At 40.2% G+C, this 17,429-nt stretch carries 10 protein-coding genes; 3 read left to right on the top strand and 7 right to left on the bottom strand.

What is annotated here, in order from left to right; genetic code table 11:
- Window positions 1-175: 175 nt before the first annotated feature.
- The 7 genes from ACRWP9_RS13560 to ACRWP9_RS13530 form a co-directional block, all read right to left on the bottom strand.
- Complete coding sequence (locus tag ACRWP9_RS13560) at window positions 176-1,666, bottom strand: tryptophan halogenase family protein (RefSeq protein WP_434926450.1); 1,491 nt, start codon at window positions 1,664-1,666, stop codon at window positions 176-178.
- 16 nt (window positions 1,667-1,682) lie between these two features.
- On the bottom strand, window positions 1,683-2,690 hold the full coding sequence (locus ACRWP9_RS13555) for a cupin-like domain-containing protein (RefSeq protein ID WP_434926449.1): 1,008 nt from the start codon (window positions 2,688-2,690) through the stop codon (window positions 1,683-1,685).
- 9 nt (window positions 2,691-2,699) lie between these two features.
- Window positions 2,700-3,434, bottom strand: coding sequence for a SapC family protein (locus ACRWP9_RS13550; RefSeq protein WP_434926448.1), 735 nt, complete (start codon window positions 3,432-3,434; stop codon window positions 2,700-2,702).
- Window positions 3,435-3,544: 110 nt separating this feature from the next.
- Complete coding sequence (locus ACRWP9_RS13545; RefSeq protein ID WP_434926447.1) at window positions 3,545-6,523, bottom strand: TonB-dependent receptor; 2,979 nt, start codon at window positions 6,521-6,523, stop codon at window positions 3,545-3,547.
- Window positions 6,524-6,917: 394 nt separating this feature from the next.
- The gene (locus tag ACRWP9_RS13540; protein ID WP_434926446.1) at window positions 6,918-7,919 is read right to left on the bottom strand and encodes a LacI family DNA-binding transcriptional regulator; all 1,002 of its coding nucleotides are present in this window, start codon (window positions 7,917-7,919) and stop codon (window positions 6,918-6,920) included.
- A 128-nt stretch (window positions 7,920-8,047) separates the two neighbouring features.
- On the bottom strand, window positions 8,048-9,373 hold the full coding sequence (locus tag ACRWP9_RS13535) for a glycoside-pentoside-hexuronide (GPH):cation symporter (protein WP_434926445.1): 1,326 nt from the start codon (window positions 9,371-9,373) through the stop codon (window positions 8,048-8,050).
- A gap of 34 nt (window positions 9,374-9,407) precedes the next feature.
- Window positions 9,408-10,736 (bottom strand): GH1 family beta-glucosidase, encoded by a 1,329-nt coding sequence (locus ACRWP9_RS13530; RefSeq protein WP_434926444.1) that lies wholly within the window; start codon window positions 10,734-10,736, stop codon window positions 9,408-9,410.
- Window positions 10,737-11,047: 311 nt separating this feature from the next.
- Between ACRWP9_RS13530 and fucP the strand changes: the two genes are divergently transcribed.
- The 3 genes from fucP (at window position 11,048) to ACRWP9_RS13515 (ending at window position 17,285) form a co-directional block, all read left to right on the top strand.
- A complete protein-coding gene (gene fucP, locus ACRWP9_RS13525) occupies window positions 11,048-12,361 on the top strand; it encodes an L-fucose:H+ symporter permease (protein ID WP_434926443.1) in 1,314 nt (437 codons plus the stop codon).
- Between the two features lie 86 nt (window positions 12,362-12,447).
- Window positions 12,448-15,051: a glycoside hydrolase family 3 protein gene (locus ACRWP9_RS13520; protein ID WP_434929068.1), complete on the top strand. Its 2,604-nt coding sequence runs from the start codon at window positions 12,448-12,450 to the stop codon at window positions 15,049-15,051.
- Window positions 15,052-15,200: 149 nt separating this feature from the next.
- Window positions 15,201-17,285 carry a family 16 glycosylhydrolase gene (locus ACRWP9_RS13515; RefSeq protein ID WP_434926442.1) on the top strand — a complete coding sequence of 695 codons (2,085 nt, stop codon included), beginning with the start codon at window positions 15,201-15,203 and terminating at the stop codon, window positions 17,283-17,285.
- Window positions 17,286-17,429: the final 144 nt, after the last annotated feature.

Raw genomic sequence — 17,429 nt, 5'->3', positions numbered from 1 at the left:
TTAAAATAGGACTAAACACGGACGTTAATGTATTTAACAGGACGTAAATCACAGAGAATAAATGTCGCTCTTCGAAGTGAATTCAGGGATAGTGCAATTAATAGTGCAATTAATAGAGCTTCCACTTTGCAAAAATGAGCATTAAAAATAGTGTTAATGCTCATATCAAAGCCAGTTAGCCTTTTGATTTACAATATTGATCTAAATATTGTTTATGAGTTGGTAACGACTGAACGGTTTGTGAAATGGAATTTTTGATCCCATTCATAAACATATCTTGTTCTTTATCAGACATCATATCCGCTATAGGGTGGTGCATTTGAGGGGATAAACCTTGACCTTGCATTACTTGAATCCAAGAGTTTTCTGCAAATAAGTCCCAAGGAGCCTTGAATACATAGCCATGGTCTTTGAATAGTTCAAGTCGATGTGTTAGTGAACTTGGAACCTCCATTTTGCTGCAATAACGCCAGAAGTTTGAATCATTTCTGTTGGTGAGATGATAATGCAGAATGATAAAATCCCGAATATATTGAACTTCTTCTTTGGCTTGGAAATTATATTCATTTATTACACTGTCAGTAATCCCTGTTTTTGGGAACATTTGCATCAATCTAATGATACCGCGTTGAATTAAATGAATACTTGTTGATTCTAAGGGCTCAATAAATCCACTAGATAAACCTAATGCAACACAGTTTTTATTCCAATGCTTTCTACGTTGGCCTGGGGAGAATTTAATAAAAAGTGGTTTTTTTAATATTTTCCCTTCAACATTGTTACGTAATAATTGTTCGGCATCTTCATCATTTAAATACTTGCTACAGTAAACAAGCCCATTACCCGTTCTATGTTGTAACGGTATACGCCATTGCCATCCAGACTCATGAGCAATGCAACGAGTATAAGGTTTAGGGTCTTCAATACTTTCTGTTTGAACGGCTACAGCACGGTCGCAGGGTAACCAATGTGACCAATCTTCGTAGCCGGTATGTAAAGCCTGCTCAATCAAAACACCTCTGAAACCGGTACAATCAATAAATAAATCACCTTCTATAATGTGTCCTGAAGTCAATCTTAACGAGGAGATAAAGCCAGATTCTTCATCGATATTAACTTTATCAATAGTACCTTCTATTCTTGTTACACCGTGCTGTTCCGATATGGTGCGTAAAAACCGTGCGTACAAAGTCGAATCTATATGGTAGGCATACTTCAAACCACTATCAGGTAAATGGGCAAATTTTTGATTCATTCCCGCCTGAAGCTCTAAACAGTAGTCTTCATAGTTTGCCTGATAACCTTCCTGCTTGCTGCGATTATAAAATTGTAAAAAAGTCGTTGCCCAGCAATCTCTGCCAGTGGTACCGAAAGAATGGAAATATTCGCTGCTAGTGTCTTTCCAATTTTCAAAATTGATACCCAGTTTAAATGTGGCGTTGACACTACTCATAAATTCCGCTTCATTAATTTTTAACATCTTATGAAACGTGACTAGGGGCGGAATTGTTGCTTCACCAACACCAACAGTAGAAATTTCATCTGATTCTACTAGTGTAATATTCAGTTTATTACCAATAAGTTTTGCTAGTGCTGTTGCTGCCATCCAACCTGCGGTTCCTCCGCCTGCAATTACAACATTTTTTACAGCTGATAAATTATTCATTTATTCATTATCCTTTCTAATATCGTAAACGTTTAATTAGGTAGTCTTTAAAATTTCTAAGTGTTGTTTCACTTTGCGGATTAAGCATACCTTTAGCATGTTCTGGAATATGGTCGAGAGGCTGAGCATCGAAGATATAGTGGTTAAACAGGTTTAACCACATTCGCTTCTTTTCTTCCGGTAAATGTCTTAATGCCATTACCGCATAAAGCAAAGCATTACCTGACTCGTCGGTAGCATAATCGGTTGCCGACCACCAAAAGGTTGCTAATAAATTTAAATGGGATAAGCCTTCTACATGATGCCACCACATGCTGGGTAAAAATAATGCATCCCCAGCTTCTAGTTCTGCCACTTGAGCATGTTGCAGGGCATCTTGAAATTTAGGGTATTTTTTAAAGTCTGGCTTTGTTATATCTACTAGACTAATTGATTGTCCCGCAGGGGTAAAATCAAGCGGTCCAATATAAAGATTTTCAAGTTGATCTGGCGGAAATAAAGTAAATCGTCTCTTACCGTATACGTTACATGCAATATTATGAGGTACATCATAATGAGCCGGTATAGTACTTTGATTGCCCATCCAGAAGTTCATTGTTGGAGATTTGCCCTCTATATGGATATCATTTTCATTTCTTAAGCTCGAAAAATAGTTATCAACAGATGTTGTGCCCATATAGTATAACGGCGGTTTTTCATTCCCCTTAGACTGAGCAATATGCTTAAACAATTCGGTTAATGACATTTTGTACGCTTTGCAATTTAACGCGGTAAACTCATCATTGTAAAAAATTCGACCATTGATATCTGGGGAGCCATGACCAACGGTGAGTGCTAAATTGTTAGCATACTTTAATAAATAGTCTTTTAAAGCATCTTCAGACTCATGCCCTTTTTTGACTATAGGCCATTGGTTAATGAAGCCCTTGAGTATCAGAGGTTGTTTAGAATTAACTACAAAAGAAGGGACATCAGAAGCAGATATGCCCTCTACAGTGACCACTTTTTTCAGCGTATCTAACATGTCTATCCTCTATTTTGTTTGTAATCTCTGATTTTTTCTTTTTATCAACTCGCTCATATTTAGCATAGACGCACTAGCCATATAAAGAGGTTTTAAAAAACCTTTCTGGTTTAGTTCAAAAAGTTGCTGGGAAGATAAATTGCTTAAAGTATCTTCATTTACGGTATAGAAACCAGACAATCTATTGCTACTTTGGTCATTCAATTTGATATCGAAAACAAACTTCTCAATTAAATTAAATTGGCTTAATAAATTGAAAAATTGTTTACTATCTTCGAATCCTTGGTCTATTTCCCCTAAAATATTACCTATATGTTCTATAAATGGTGTGTTTTGACCATATTGAGTAAATATACTTTCACCTTCGTGTTCATTTAATCTTGGGCTATCAGCATCAAGGTGGATGACTTTTTGTTTTTGAATCTGACCATTTATTTCTTGATTTTGATAACCAATTAAAAATGGTTGCGCCTTAATAGTATGTGGAACATAGCCGCAATCCCAATTTTCATCTGGTGAAAGAAATAGATTTTCTTTTTTCTCTAAACCTAATAATGCGAATGCTTGAAACTCTTCGGTTGATTCGTTCTTATAAAAGACAATGGGATAGTAAGACTGAATAGCGTAAAACTCACTAGGGAAAGTGAGTGTAAGCATTACATTATCACCTAAATCTGAACTTCTTTTGGTGTGAACCTTTAAGTTTTTATGTTGCTCATTATTTAACATTTGGTGGTTTGACATAATTTATCTCTTATAATTTAAATTCATTAATATGAAATAATGTAAAATTTTGCACTTGTTTTTATTATTAAAAAACCGCCAGAAGGCGGTTTTTTAAATATAGCTCACTTTTAGAAAGTGTAGCGTGCGCCAATGTTGTAACGAGCACCTGACTGAATAGCATTCAGTAATTCACTGCTGTGACGGCTATACATACGCTGTGTTTCATCAGTAATGTTTATGCCTTCAGCAAAAATGATGAAGTTTTCAGTTATGTTATAACTAGCATTGATATCGATTTGCGAATAAGCCTCACTAATACGTGGATTATTAAGGTTGTTATTGGTTGAGACTAAGAACTCGTCTCGCCAGTTATAAGCGACACGAAGTGAAAACCCATAGTTTTCATAGAAAGCCACAACGTTTGCAGTATCACTTAAACCAGGTAGTGCAAACTGGCTATCAAATACATTAGGGTCATACTCTGCATCACTAGATACAAAAGTATAGTTGGCTTGCATACCCAAACCCATTTCTAATGTATGTTGGAAAGCAAGTTCAATACCATCAATTGAAGCATCACGCTCGTTAAATGGTTTGGTAATGTCGAAATCAATTAGGCTATCTTCAGCCGTTGAGTGGATATTACCTGTTGAATTTCCGTTTGAGTCTGCACCCGTGACTGTACTAGATTCTGGATAGTTTTCGAAAATGTATTGTCTAATTGCTGCGTTATCACTGCTTCCAACCGCAGCAAGGGCTTCTGCATAACGAGGGCCGTTAGTTGGATTTCTTAAATCAAACAAATTACCCTTGGTTGTACGAGTACCAATAAAGTTTTCAATGTCTTTTTTGAAGTATCCAGCAGATGCGTAGCTCGCAGGAGCAAAATACCATTCTAGGGAAAAGTCAAAGTTTGTCGATTCATAAGGCACTAACCCTGGATCACCACTGTTTGCTGTAGCAAATCCTTGTCTTACTTCACCAATACCTACACCACCACGAATGTGATTGTAAGTTGGTCTTGAAAGGGTTTTTCCGATTGATGCTCTTGCAATTAAATCATCAGTAATACCTAAGCTAGCATCAATATTAGGTAAAAAGTTGTCGTAACTACCGTTGAAATCGGTAAATGCACTTTCACCAGTATCTATGGTTGCAAATTCATTATTAGAAACCCAATCAATGCCTGTATATGCTGGCACCATAGCACTCGCATTAACATCTGTATCTTCATATCGGAAACCGACAGAGACATTTAACGGCATATTTGAAATATCAAATTCCATGTTAACTTGAGCAAAAATAGCCTGATATTGTTCAGCTATCATTTCATCTCTTGTCCAGTTGTCATTGACACAGAAACGATCGCTACAAGGCCATACACCAGGTGATACTTGATTACCGCTATTATCAGGCGCTGCATAAGAAGCGATTTCGCTTGCTGCGTCTGCAAAACTAAATTTGTAGAACAGGTCGAAAAGATTTATCTGGTCACCAGCAGCATTTTGGCCAGTTGTTGGCAGGTCACTTAATTGACCTGAGCTACTGCCTGGTGTAAATAGGCTATCACTAACATCATCAACACTGCCTTCGCCGCCCCAAGTATCACGTTGAGCCGTCATAATAGATGCTCTGACATCATTATCAGTTTTCGATACACCAAAATCGACACTAGTAATGAAGCCATCATCAAATACGTATTTACCACGTAGCTGGATTTGGTCTAAATCATTAGTAAACTGACTGTTTCTTAATGAGCTACCGGTAGCAATTAGTTCAGATGGAGCACCAGTTAAGCCGTCTAATTGCGCGATAGACATAACAGGGAAGTCTGATCTGAAGTCAATTGTGGTACTTTGACGAGAGTTAACAGCATATTCGATTACAGAGCTGTTGCCGTATGGGCTATCTGCTTTTGAGGTGGCTGATGAGTTATGATAATCAAGTTCTAGGGTTAGATTATCGTTAACATCCCACGCTAAATTAACACCGATTGAATCATTTTTGTTCTTTTGGCCAGATTCAGAAGTAGAAAAAGATAAATCAGGACCCGCACCAGAATGCCATACAAGTGGTGAATGATTTGGGCCATCGGTAAATTTATTTAAATTACCGTCAATCGTTTCGCCTTCCCAGAACCATGCACCGATACCGTTTGAGGTCGATGAAACGGTTTGCTGTGACATTGTATAATCAGCTGTAAGTGTTAGGTCATCTGTTGGTGCGTATTGAAAAACAACCTGACCGTTATCTCTTTTGCGTTCAAATTCGGTAAAGTTATAACGGAACTGTTGTGGGCGGTTAAAGGTATCACCCTCATCCCAATCAGTATTATTGACACCACCGTTCCAACCATCAACTGGAGCGATAGCTTGAGTGTGCCATTGAGGAACGACGGCTTCTTTTGTGGCACCATTTCTGTCTTGGTGACTAAATGAAATGCCAATACCAATGGTGTCATCAGCAAAGGTATTACTGTAGATACCAGACAGCTCAGGGGTAATGTTATCACCTTCATCAGTCGACTGGTCCATTACTCCTTTAACACCAAAAGAAGCTTGTTGCCCTGGATTATCTAATGGTTTTGCTGTTTGGATATTAACGGTAGCGCCAATACCACCGCTTGAAACATCGGCTTTTGCTGTTTTATAAACTTCAACACCACTGATTGCTTCTGAAGCAATATTAGCAAAGTCAAATGAACGTGAGCTGCTTGTTGTGGTTGCTTCTAAGTTGGACGACGGCATTTGACGTCCATTTAATGTCACTAGGTTAAAATCTGGCCCTAAACCACGAACGGTAATTTTAGACCCTTCGCCGTTTGAACGGTCGATTGATACACCTGATATACGCTGTAATGATTCGGCTAAGTTAGTGTCTGGGAATTTACCCATGTCTTCAGCACTAATGGCATCAACTACACCCTGAGAGCTTCGTTTAATGTCCATTGACTTAATTAAGCTACCACGTATGCCTTTAACCTGAACCACTTCAATATTTTCTTCAGCGGCTTCATCAGCAGCGTGAGCTGGCATCATTGAACTGAGCCCAAGCACAAGTGATAGGCTTGTTGCTAGCTTAGTTTTGGTAAATGTTCTTGTTTTCATCTAGGAAATCCCCATTGACTAGATTTTACTATTTTATAGTTTGCCCTTGAATAAAGTGCAAATCGATTTGTAATTCTCTATTAGCGTCACAGTGTTGTTAATAGCTATGTAAGCGCTTACATAAAACTAGATTAATTTGTGACCTGAGTCAATATAAATGGTAATTAAAATCAACATTTCATTAACTTTCGTGAGGTGTTATGTAGGTTTTTTATATAGGTGGCTGTATTTAATAGTAAATACTTGGTGTTGCTTTGATGCTGAGTTTGTAAGCGCTTTCTTTGTGGTGTTGAGGATATGTTCCAAGTAGCAGTAAGCAGAGTTGACTCAGCTGATGTGCAAATGGCCATTTGCACAAGTTTTAATTACGTTTTGGATTTTATGAGGACAAAGATTACATTGTCGTTATTGCTGATTCTCTAACGAAAAGTGCTGGTGAAAATGAACAATCGACAGTGACCTTGTCATTTTTATAGACGTTTTTTAATACCCAAAATGCTGCCATTTTACCCATTTCATCAATCGGGTTACTGACTGTGGTGAGTTTGGGTGATATGTATTGAGGGAAGGGGGTGTTGTCGTAACCGATAAATGAGATATCAGCAGGCACGCGAATACCTTTATCTAAACAGATAGCAATTGCACCTGATGCCATTTGGTCACTGGCACACACTACAGCGGTAAATTTTTTATTTAAGCTGAGCAAATGCCTCATCCCATCACTACCGCCAAATTCACGGAAGTTTCCCTCAAAGCACAAAGCAGGGTCAAACATGACTTTATGCTCTGCTAATGCTCTTTGGTGACCTTGGAGTCTGTCTCTGGCATCTCGTTTGTACATAGGCCCTGAAATGTAGGCGATATCTTTATGACCTAAAGATAAAATGTATTCTGTTGCCAGATAGCCACCACGTTCATTTTCAAGATAAATACAATTGTCTTTTAACGCTTCTATGTAACGGTTGATCAACACAATAGGGGTTTTTTGTTTATGCAGTTCGATGAGGTATTCATCAGAAACCGCTTCGACATCTAAAATGAGTGCATCGCAGCCTCGACTCAATAAAAACTCGACACTGTCTTTTTCTTGCGCTTCATCAGCGTGCCCTGCGGCAATGATGACGTGTTTATTGGCTGTGCGAAGTGCCGTTTCGATTTCGGTCATCATTGGGCCATAAAATGGACCGTCCAATTGAGACACCAAAACCCCGATACTATTTGAACAACTAGAAGCAAGCGATTGTGCAATAGTATTAGGGCGATAACCTAATGATGCCATAGCATCTAGCACTTTTTGTCGAGTTTTATCACTGACTTTGGTGTTGTTATTCATCACCCGCGATACGGTCGCGAGTGAAACACCTGCCAGTATTGAAACATCGTAAATTGTCGCCATATTTTTGCTTGCTTCTTGTATAAATTAAAATCGGCAGAAGGTTAACATGGTTTCTATTACATTTGGAAATCAAACAAATAAAAACCAAAAATAGTGAAAGTATTTGTGATTAAACTTAACAATAATCACTAGGTTTGCTTATTCAGTTGCAAATGAATTTCATCCACCTTGGCAGAGTCTAATTTATACCAACTCATCACAACGGCAACAAGAATTGAGCCAATAGCAGGAAATAGGGTAAACGACATTAATATACCCTCTAAGGTTTCTGGTGTTTGAGCGGTATCGGCTTGATAGCCATAACCAGACAATAACCAACCAGCAGCAGCGCCGCCAACAGCAACGCCCAACTTAATAAAGAAAATTATCGATGAATAAATCATCCCAGTAATTCTAACGCCGGTTTTATATTGCCCATAATCAACCGCATCTGCCATTTTTGCCCATAAAAGGGGAGTGGCCATGTTGAAGGTAAAACCCCAAGCAATAAACATAATAAAGGCAAGTGTCGTTTGGTCTGCGGTGACAAAATAACTGGCAATACATAAAGCAGCGGCAATAACCTGTAAGCTTATATAGGCCTTAACTTTACAGACTTTTTTGGCTAGCGGCTCTGCTAACATACAACCAAAAATGTTACCCAACATACCTAAGGTAATAAATAAGGTAATAGAATCAGGCATGTTCAAAAAGTATTTAACGTAGTAAATCGCCAAGCTGGTTCTGAGTACCATACCAGAAAGCAAACACACTGAAGCTATTGACAGTATTCGCCATTGATCATTTTTTAACAAATTAGCTAAATCCTGTTTAAAGCTAGATTGCTGATCAATAGGTGGATGTAAACGCTCTTTAGTGCCCCAAAAGCAAGTTAGAAACATCGCTACGCCTAAAATACTCATCGCAGCAATCGTCAGTTGATACCCTTTGGCTTGATCGCCTTGGCCTAAAAATTCGACCAGTGGGAGAGTTAATCCAGATACCAGTAGACCGCCTAACATAGCAAACACAAAGCGATATGATTGCACCGATACACGCTCTTTAGGATCGGCAGTTAACACGCCACCTAACGCACAATAAGGTATGTTGATAGCGGTATAAACCATCATTAATGCCGTGTAAGTGACAAAGGCATAAATCATTTTACCATCTTCAGACAAATCAGGCGTGGTAAATGCCAGCACACTGATCACCCCAAATGGCAACGCAAACCAGAGTAAGTAGGGGCGAAATTTACCCCACTTAGTATTGGTTCTATCTGCTAACGCCCCCATTAAGGGGTCGGTTATCGCATCAATTAAGCGAACAGCTAAAAACATCGTGCCCACAAATGCGGGCGATATACCAAAAATGTCGGTATAAAAAAAGGTGAGAAATAACATCACAGTTTGAAACACAATATTACTGGCAGTATCACCTAATCCGTAGGCAATTTTCTCTTTTATGCTGATCATCCTAGCCTCTTATTATTCTGATTTTATGACGCTTCTAACGAGAACTAATTAAGTCACGGTAGGCTTTACCGCTGGCTTTTATGGTACGTTGTTGAGTGTGATAATCAACATATACAATACCGAATCGTTTTAAATATCCTTCCGCCCACTCGAAATTATCCATCAAGCTCCAGGCGAAATAACCCGCCACATTAACACCCTGGGTTATAGCATTGTTTACTGCATTGAGGTGCGATTGATAATAGTCGATACGATCGACATCATTGACCTGACCGTCAATTAACTTGTCAGGCATGGCTGCACCATTTTCGGTAATGTAGATTGGCGGTAAAGGGTAAGTTTGACTAAGCGATACTAATAAATCGGTAAAGGCTTGTGGGTATATTTCCCAGCCCATATCCGTTTTCGGAGCATTGACCATATCGACCTGAGCATAAATGGTTTCTGTATGGGCTTGATATACTGCACGAGTATAGAAATTAATCCCTAAAAAATCGATTTTATGCGCAATGATATCAAAGTCGCCAGCTTCAACCACCGGGCGGTCATCACTAGATAAATCATTAATGATATCCGGGTAGCATTTATCAAAAAGCGGCTTGATATACCATTGATTCATATATTCATCGGCTTTTTTGGCTGCGTTAATATCAGCGATGTTATATGAGTGTGGGTAGCAAGGGGTAAAGTTAAGTACAATGCCATTAAGAGTATGAGGACTTTGTTTTTGTAGCACTTGCATACCTAAGCCATGCGCTAATAATATATGGTGCGCAGCTTGACGACCATAAGCGACCTTGGCTTTACCTGGTGCATGGATACCAATTTCGTAGCCTAAAAATGCGCTGCAAAAAGGTTCATTAAAGGTGGCATAAGAATGCACTCTGTCGCCCAATGCAGCCACTATTTTACTCGCATAGTCTTGAAATAAATATGCAGTGCTGCGATTGAGCCAGCCACCGTTGTCTTCAATATGCTGCGGTAAATCCCAGTGATATAAAGTGACATAAGGTTTTATGCCCTTAGCAAGTAAGCTATCTAATAACTGGATATAAAAGTTAACACCCTCTGAGTTAAGGCTGCCGTCTTGCTTTATTACTCGAGGCCATGAAATAGATAAACGATAAGCATCAACCCCCAGTGATTCAATAAGCTCAACATCCTGTTGCCATAGCTTCACATGCTCACATGCCTGCTTTCCATCAGAACCGTCACTAATTTTCCCCGGGGTTGCACAAAATGTATCCCAAATTGACGGTAAGCGATTGTGTGCGCTGCCTTCAATTTGAAATGAGGCGGTAGCCACTCCAAATGTAAAATCCTTAGAAAGCATAGGTGATGTAGCGGGTAAGGTTATTTTCATATTTCTATTCACTTAGTTTTGTTTGAATTGACCCATGTTATGTCGCAACGAAATTGGCTGAGTAAAGTCTTTAAGTGCGCGTTTGCATTACTTCACGGTTTATCTTCGTTGTTGACCAATCATGTCAAAAAATGTTTAGTTTGAATCAAAAATCGTTGACATCGGTTATCGTTATGTTAAAAATGAAAGCGCTTACATTGAGACTAGTGATTAATTATCAAAAGGTCAATACAAGTTTTAAGCGTAAAAACGCGATAACTTGTTTTACACACGCTTTTAAACAAACATATAACTATAACAGGTGGAAACATATGGCCGGGGCAACTTCTGATGCATCAATTCAAACTACCGTGGCACAAGATGCACCGCATCAGCCAGGGAAGTATCGTTTTGCGTTAATTGCATTAACGTCACTATTTTTTATGTGGGGATTTTTAACGTGTTTGAATGACATCCTCATTCCGTATTTAAAAAACATGTTTGATTTAAGTTATACCCAGGCCATGTTGGTGCAGTTTTGCTTCTTTGGTGCCTATTTTATTGTTTCTATTCCTGCAGGGAATTTAGTCGGTAAAATTGGTTATCAAAAAGGTATTATCGCTGGTTTAATTATTGCCTGCATAGGGTGTTTATTATTTTATCCTTCTGCCAGTTTAGCTTCTTACAATATGTTTTTATTTGCTTTTTTTGTGTTGGCATCTGGGATTACTATTTTACAGGTTTCTGCTAATCCGTATGTCAGTACTTTAGGGCCAGCAAATACCGCTTCATCACGTTTAACTATGACCCAAGCATTTAACTCATTGGGGACAACAGTTGCGCCATTCTTTGGCAGTTGGTTAATTCTATCAACTATTGAACATCCTGATTCGGTTACTGAGCTAGATCAAGCTATCGCTACTTTAACGGTTGCTGAGCAAGCCAGTACGGTACAAGTGCCATATTTAATTCTTGCGGCCGCATTATTTCTGCTAGCAATTATTTTTATGTTTTTAAAATTACCCTTGTTAGGTAAAAAAGATCCAAGCGAAAGCCATCAATCTGGCTCTGGTAGCGCATGGCGTTATCCACATTTAGTGTTAGGCGCGGTGGGGATTTTTGTCTACGTGGGGGCAGAGGTGGGTATTGGTAGCTTTTTGATTAACTTCCTAACCCAAGATGAAATTGGTGGGTTAACAGAATCACAGGCGGCTAAATACATAGCTTACTATTTTGGTGGTGCCATGGTCGGACGCTTTATTGGCGCTTTGGTAATGCAGAAAATTAACGCCGGTAAGGTGCTAGCGTTTAACGCTATTTTTGCCTGTTTACTGGTGGCTACGGCGATATTTTCCCAGGGTACGACGGCAATGTGGGCGTTACTGTTAGTCGGGCTTTGTAATTCAATTATGTTCCCAACGATATTCAGTTTGGCGTTACAGGATTTAAAACAATATACCAGCCAAGGTTCAGGCATTTTATGTTTAGCCATTGTCGGTGGTGCCGTGGTGCCATTGTTACAAGGGATGTTAGCCGACTCATTTGGTATTCAAGTAGCGTTTGTGTTACCACTGCTTTGTTATGGTTTTATTGGTTATTACGGACTCATTGGCTGTAATGCTAACCGTCCTAACGAGTCAATTTAAAGGATCTTAAAATGTTATTTAACACAACAAAAAATGATTCTGCTGTGCGTCATAGTTTATCCGCAGTGATGCCGTTGAGCCGAACTATGCTAACCGTATCGACCTTGATGGGTTTGGGATTAATCGGGTGTCAGCCTCAGGTTATATCTACTACGGTAGAGGGTGCTGATAAGACTCTTGCGGTTGTAGTTGATACCTCTGCGGCAAATTTGCAGGCTGTGCCAGCTAAAGATATTAGTCTTTGGCCTCAGCAAGCACCGGCTATAGCGGTTGATCCTGTATTAGAGGATAAAATTGCCAAATTATTAGTGACCATGACACTTGAGCAAAAAGTGGCGCAAATGATCCAACCTGAAATTCGTGATATCACGGTTGAGGATATGCGTAAATATGGTTTTGGCTCATACCTAAATGGCGGTGGTGCTTATCCCAATAACGATAAGCATGCTACGCCAGCTGATTGGATAAAACTGGCTGAAAATTTTTATCAAGCATCGATAGATGATTCTGTTGACGGGATAGGTATTCCGACTATGTGGGGAACCGATGCGGTTCATGGCCATAACAATGTGATTGGTGCCACCTTATTCCCACATAATATTGGCTTAGGTGCAGCAGATAATCCTGCATTAATTGAAAAAATTGCCGCAATTACCGCCAAAGAAGTCATGGTTACCGGTATTGACTGGGTGTTTGCCCCTACAGTTGCCGTGGTTCGTGATGACCGATGGGGCCGCACTTATGAGGGATATTCAGAAGACCCTCGTATTGTAAGGGATTATGCCTTTGCGATAGTTGAAGGCCTGCAAGGTGCTGTCAATGGTGACTTTTTAAGTGATCAACATGTGCTGTCAACGGTAAAGCATTTTATCGGTGACGGCGGCACAGAAAAGGGCATAGATCAGGGGGACAATACGGCCTCTGAACAAGATTTATATGCTATTCATGCCCAAGGCTATGTCGGTGGTTTATCTGCAGGCGCTCAATCTGTTATGGCTTCATTTAACAGCTGGCACGGCGATAAAATTCACGGCAATCAATACTTACTAACGGATGTACTAAAAGGTCGCTTTGGCTTTGATGGTTTTGTTGTGGGTGATTGGAACGGCCATGGACAAGTGCCAGGTTGTACTAATGAATCATGTGCGCAAGCGGCCAATGCCGGACTGGATATCTTTATGGTGCCAACCGCTGCGTGGAAACCCCTGTATTACAATACAATTGAGCAAGTTAACAGTGGTGAAATTGCCCAGTCTAGAATTGATGATGCAGTGACGCGTATTTTACGGGTTAAATTTCGTGCTGGATTATTTGATAAACCTAGTCCTGCTAAGCGACCACTTTCGGGTAAAACTGAGTTAATTGGTCAAGCCAGTCATCGTGAAGTAGCAAGACAAGCAGTACGTGAATCACTCGTGTTGTTAAAAAATAAACAAAATTTATTGCCATTATCGCCTAAGTTGACCGTATTAGTGGCAGGTGATGCTGCAGATAATATCGGTAAGCAATCAGGTGGTTGGACTATTACTTGGCAAGGTACTGATAATAAAAACAGTGATTTTCCTGGGGCAACGTCTATTTTCGCTGGCATTGATAATGTCATTACGCAAGCTGGCGGCAAAGCGATATTAAGTGTCAATGGTGAGTTTGAATTGGCGCAAAAGCCGGATGTGGCCATAGTGGTGTTTGGTGAAGAGCCTTATGCCGAAGGTAATGGCGACATTGATAATGTAGAATATCAACGCGGTGATAAACGTGATTTAGCATTACTTAAAAAACTTAAAGCACAGGGCATACCTGTGGTGTCGGTGTTTATCAGCGGCCGACCAATGTGGGTTAATGCAGAACTTAATCAGTCGGATGCTTTTGTTGCAGCTTGGTTACCCGGTTCGGAAGGTAATGGTATTGCAGATGTGTTGTTTACTGATGCAGAGGGTAAAGTTAACCATGATTTTGTCGGTAAGTTATCATTTTCATGGCCGGCTAACCCGCAACAAACTTCAGTCAATGTGCCTTTAGAAATGGAAGCATTAGTTGCGTTAAGCAGCAATTATCAACCACTTATTCCCTATGGTTACGGTTTAAGCTATCAATCTGCACCAACAGATGTCATCACCTTAGATAATTTATCAGAAGATAATTTGTCATCAACTCAATCTCTTGAAGATTTAGCGTTATTTGAACGTGCGGTTAAATCGCCATGGTCAATGTTTATTGCTACAGCAACGCAGCGAGAAGGACTCAGCAGCAGTGTGGCTAAAAATAGTGCGCTTAAAATTCGCACCATGGACAGAGTTGTTCAAGAAGATGCCCGTTTAGTGACATTTAATGGTACTGAATTAGGTACAGTGGGTTTACTGAGTAATTTCCCAAGAGATTTTCGTGCCTATAGTAATACTGATTCGGCGTTGTCGTTTAGCATTAAGGTTGACACTGCATTAACTCAACCTTTGTGGCTGGGTATGGCGTGTGAAGGCGATTGTCGTCCTCAGTACGACATTAGCAAGCAAGTGACTGTTGGCGAGTGGAATAATGTCAGTGTGGCATTGAATTGTTTTGCATCTGAGTCAATGGATTTTGGCAAAATTGTATCGCCTTTTTTCCTTGCAACAGACGCTAAGGTTGAACTGAGCTTTAGCGATGTCATTATTCAAGCAAACCATCAACCAAACACTATTCAATGTAATTAATCATTAAGCCACAGTGCGGCTAAGCTTTGCTGATATCAGTAAAGCTTAGCTAAGTGCATGCAAAAATGTGCCGAGTGAAAGCAGTTGATGGGCCCTGAGTTGGGCGCCGTTATTGACAAAGCGCGATTAAATTTCGTTTAGGAGCAAAAATGAATCAGCAAATAAATAGGCTACCTTTTAAGCTGAATATCACCGCGATTGTCTTGTCAGGACTGTTTTTATTAGGGTGCGGTTCAGACAATTCCACCGTTGTTGCCGACGTTGAAGCAACACCTCCCACAAGCATTACGGGTTGGCAAATGGTGTGGCAAGATGAATTTGACGGTACTGAGGTTGATAGCAGCAAGTGGAGTTTTGCAGTTGATTGTTTTGGTGGTGGTAATGACGAAGCCCAATGTTATACCGCAAGATCTGAAAACTCGCAGGTGGCGGAAGGGTTATTAACCATCACCGCCCTAAGAGAGACATTCTCTGGGCCTGCGGTGAATGACTCTGATCCAAATTATGATCCTTTAGATACGTCTAAAACTTCGGACTATACCTCGGCAAGGTTAGTCTCCAAAAACAAAGGTGACTGGAAATATGGCCGTTTTGAAATTCGCGCTAAATTACCGCAAGGCCAGGGCACATGGCCTGCTATTTGGATGTTGCCAACTGACTGGGTATATGGCCCTTGGGCGGGATCGGGTGAAATAGATATCATGGAAGCCGTTAACTTAAAAACGGTGACCAATGGTGGCGAACCTGAATCAGCGGTTCACGGCACACTGCATTTTGGCAAAACCTGGCCGAATAATGTTTACAGTGGACAAGATTACGCTTTACCTAACGCACAAAACCCTTCCGATGATTTTCATGTTTACGCCCTAGAATGGCAAGAAGATGAGATCCGTTGGTATGTTGATGATGTTCATTATGCGACGCAACGCTCATCTGGTTGGTATAGCCAATACATTGATGAAAATGGCAATACTGTCAATGCACCCGATGATGCACCTTTTAATCAACAATTTCATATGTTATTGAATCTTGCAGTTGGCGGGTCTTGGGCGGCGAATGTCAATAATACGGGTATTGATGAAAGTGTGTTCCCTCAGGCAATGCAAATTGATTATGTGCGCGTGTATGAATGCGCCGACTCTCCAAATACGGGAGCAGGTTGCGCCACTATTGATGATGCGGCGATTATTGTGCCGGGTCACAGCGCCCCAGAGATTGTGATACCGGATACGCAATTTGGTCAAGGGCCCACTTTTAGCCTATTTAGTTATGCCGATGCCATTGCACTTAACACAGATTTATCTTTTGGAAGTTATAATCCTGATGGTGCGATAACCTATCAAGTTGGTAGCGATGATGTGCGTGGTCAGGTCCTAGAAATCACCAAAACAGCAGCGGTAGGTAATCTATTTTTTGAATATTCTCCTCGAGTTGATTTATCCCATTGGCAAGAGCTTGGTGAGTTAGTGTTTGATATTAATGTGACCTCAATTGCAGAGGGAACAGAAGTATTGGTTAAAGTGGATAGTGGTTGGCCAAATACTGGCGATATCAGTATTTCACTGCCGGATAACCTCAATCAATGGCAAGAAGTCAGAATATCATTTGCCAGTCTTGTGGCCGGTGGTAATCGCTTTTCACCCGGCAGTACGGTCAATTTAACCGATGTTGTTAATCCATTTGTTATCGAACCAACAGGCCCTGTGGTATTAAAACTGGATAATATTCGTTATGAATACCAAGTGGCTCAGCAGACTGAATTGGTGGTATATGATGATGCCGCTGTGGCGCCCTATGCTTTTGGTTTGTTTGCAGCATCTGGACAATTACTAGAGGAGCAAGTTGATGTTGGAGGCGAACATAAAATAGTGACCCAATTAACCTTTAACACCAATGAAGCTGTAGGATTTTATCAAAGCAGTGGCACTGTGATGGATTTTAGCGGGTTTAACTTCTTATCATTCGATTTGAATGTGGTGACAGATCTGCGTGAAGTGCGAAGTATGAAGATTAAAATGGACTGTCAAACCCCGTGTAGTTCTGGAGATTTTGACATAATGCCTCCCGACGTAGGTGTATGGACCCATTATGATATTGCATTAACTGATCTGGTGGCTAACAACGGCTCAAGTCTGGATTTAGCCAAAGTTGATACCCCGATTGTTATTTTTCCTAAGTGGGGCGACCAACAAGGTGTGGTATTGCAAATTGATAATATTAAGCTGACCCAATAAACTCAGGGCTACACTGATTTAAGTGCATCTTATTGTAAGTGTTTTTATTGAATACGAATGCAAAAACGCACTGTTTTCTTTGCCTGACTCAGTGCTTAGCATAGTATCAAGTCAAAGTTAGTTGTTTTTGATAGAAGTACAATC

This window comes from Shewanella sp. HL-SH2, assembly GCF_051164935.1.
Classification (GTDB): Bacteria; Pseudomonadota; Gammaproteobacteria; order Enterobacterales; family Shewanellaceae; genus Shewanella; species Shewanella glacialimarina.
Note: the sequence above shows the minus strand (reverse complement) of the source record. Positions and strands in the feature narration are given on the sequence as shown.

What these genes read in the sequence shown, in the direction of transcription:
- ACRWP9_RS13540 (WP_434926446.1), bottom strand. Translation starts at nt 7,919, where the DNA reads ATGGCGACAATTTACGATGTTTCAATACTGGCAGGTGTTTCACTCGCG.
- fucP (WP_434926443.1), top strand. Translation starts at nt 11,048, where the DNA reads ATGGCCGGGGCAACTTCTGATGCATCAATTCAAACTACCGTGGCACAA.
- ACRWP9_RS13560 (WP_434926450.1), bottom strand. Translation starts at nt 1,666, where the DNA reads ATGAATAATTTATCAGCTGTAAAAAATGTTGTAATTGCAGGCGGAGGA.
- ACRWP9_RS13530 (WP_434926444.1), bottom strand. Translation starts at nt 10,736, where the DNA reads ATGAAAATAACCTTACCCGCTACATCACCTATGCTTTCTAAGGATTTT.
- ACRWP9_RS13545 (WP_434926447.1), bottom strand. Translation starts at nt 6,523, where the DNA reads ATGAAAACAAGAACATTTACCAAAACTAAGCTAGCAACAAGCCTATCA.
- ACRWP9_RS13535 (WP_434926445.1), bottom strand. Translation starts at nt 9,373, where the DNA reads ATGATCAGCATAAAAGAGAAAATTGCCTACGGATTAGGTGATACTGCC.
- ACRWP9_RS13555 (WP_434926449.1), bottom strand. Translation starts at nt 2,690, where the DNA reads ATGTTAGATACGCTGAAAAAAGTGGTCACTGTAGAGGGCATATCTGCT.
- ACRWP9_RS13515 (WP_434926442.1), top strand. Translation starts at nt 15,201, where the DNA reads ATGAATCAGCAAATAAATAGGCTACCTTTTAAGCTGAATATCACCGCG.
- ACRWP9_RS13550 (WP_434926448.1), bottom strand. Translation starts at nt 3,434, where the DNA reads ATGTCAAACCACCAAATGTTAAATAATGAGCAACATAAAAACTTAAAG.
- ACRWP9_RS13520 (WP_434929068.1), top strand. Translation starts at nt 12,448, where the DNA reads ATGCTAACCGTATCGACCTTGATGGGTTTGGGATTAATCGGGTGTCAG.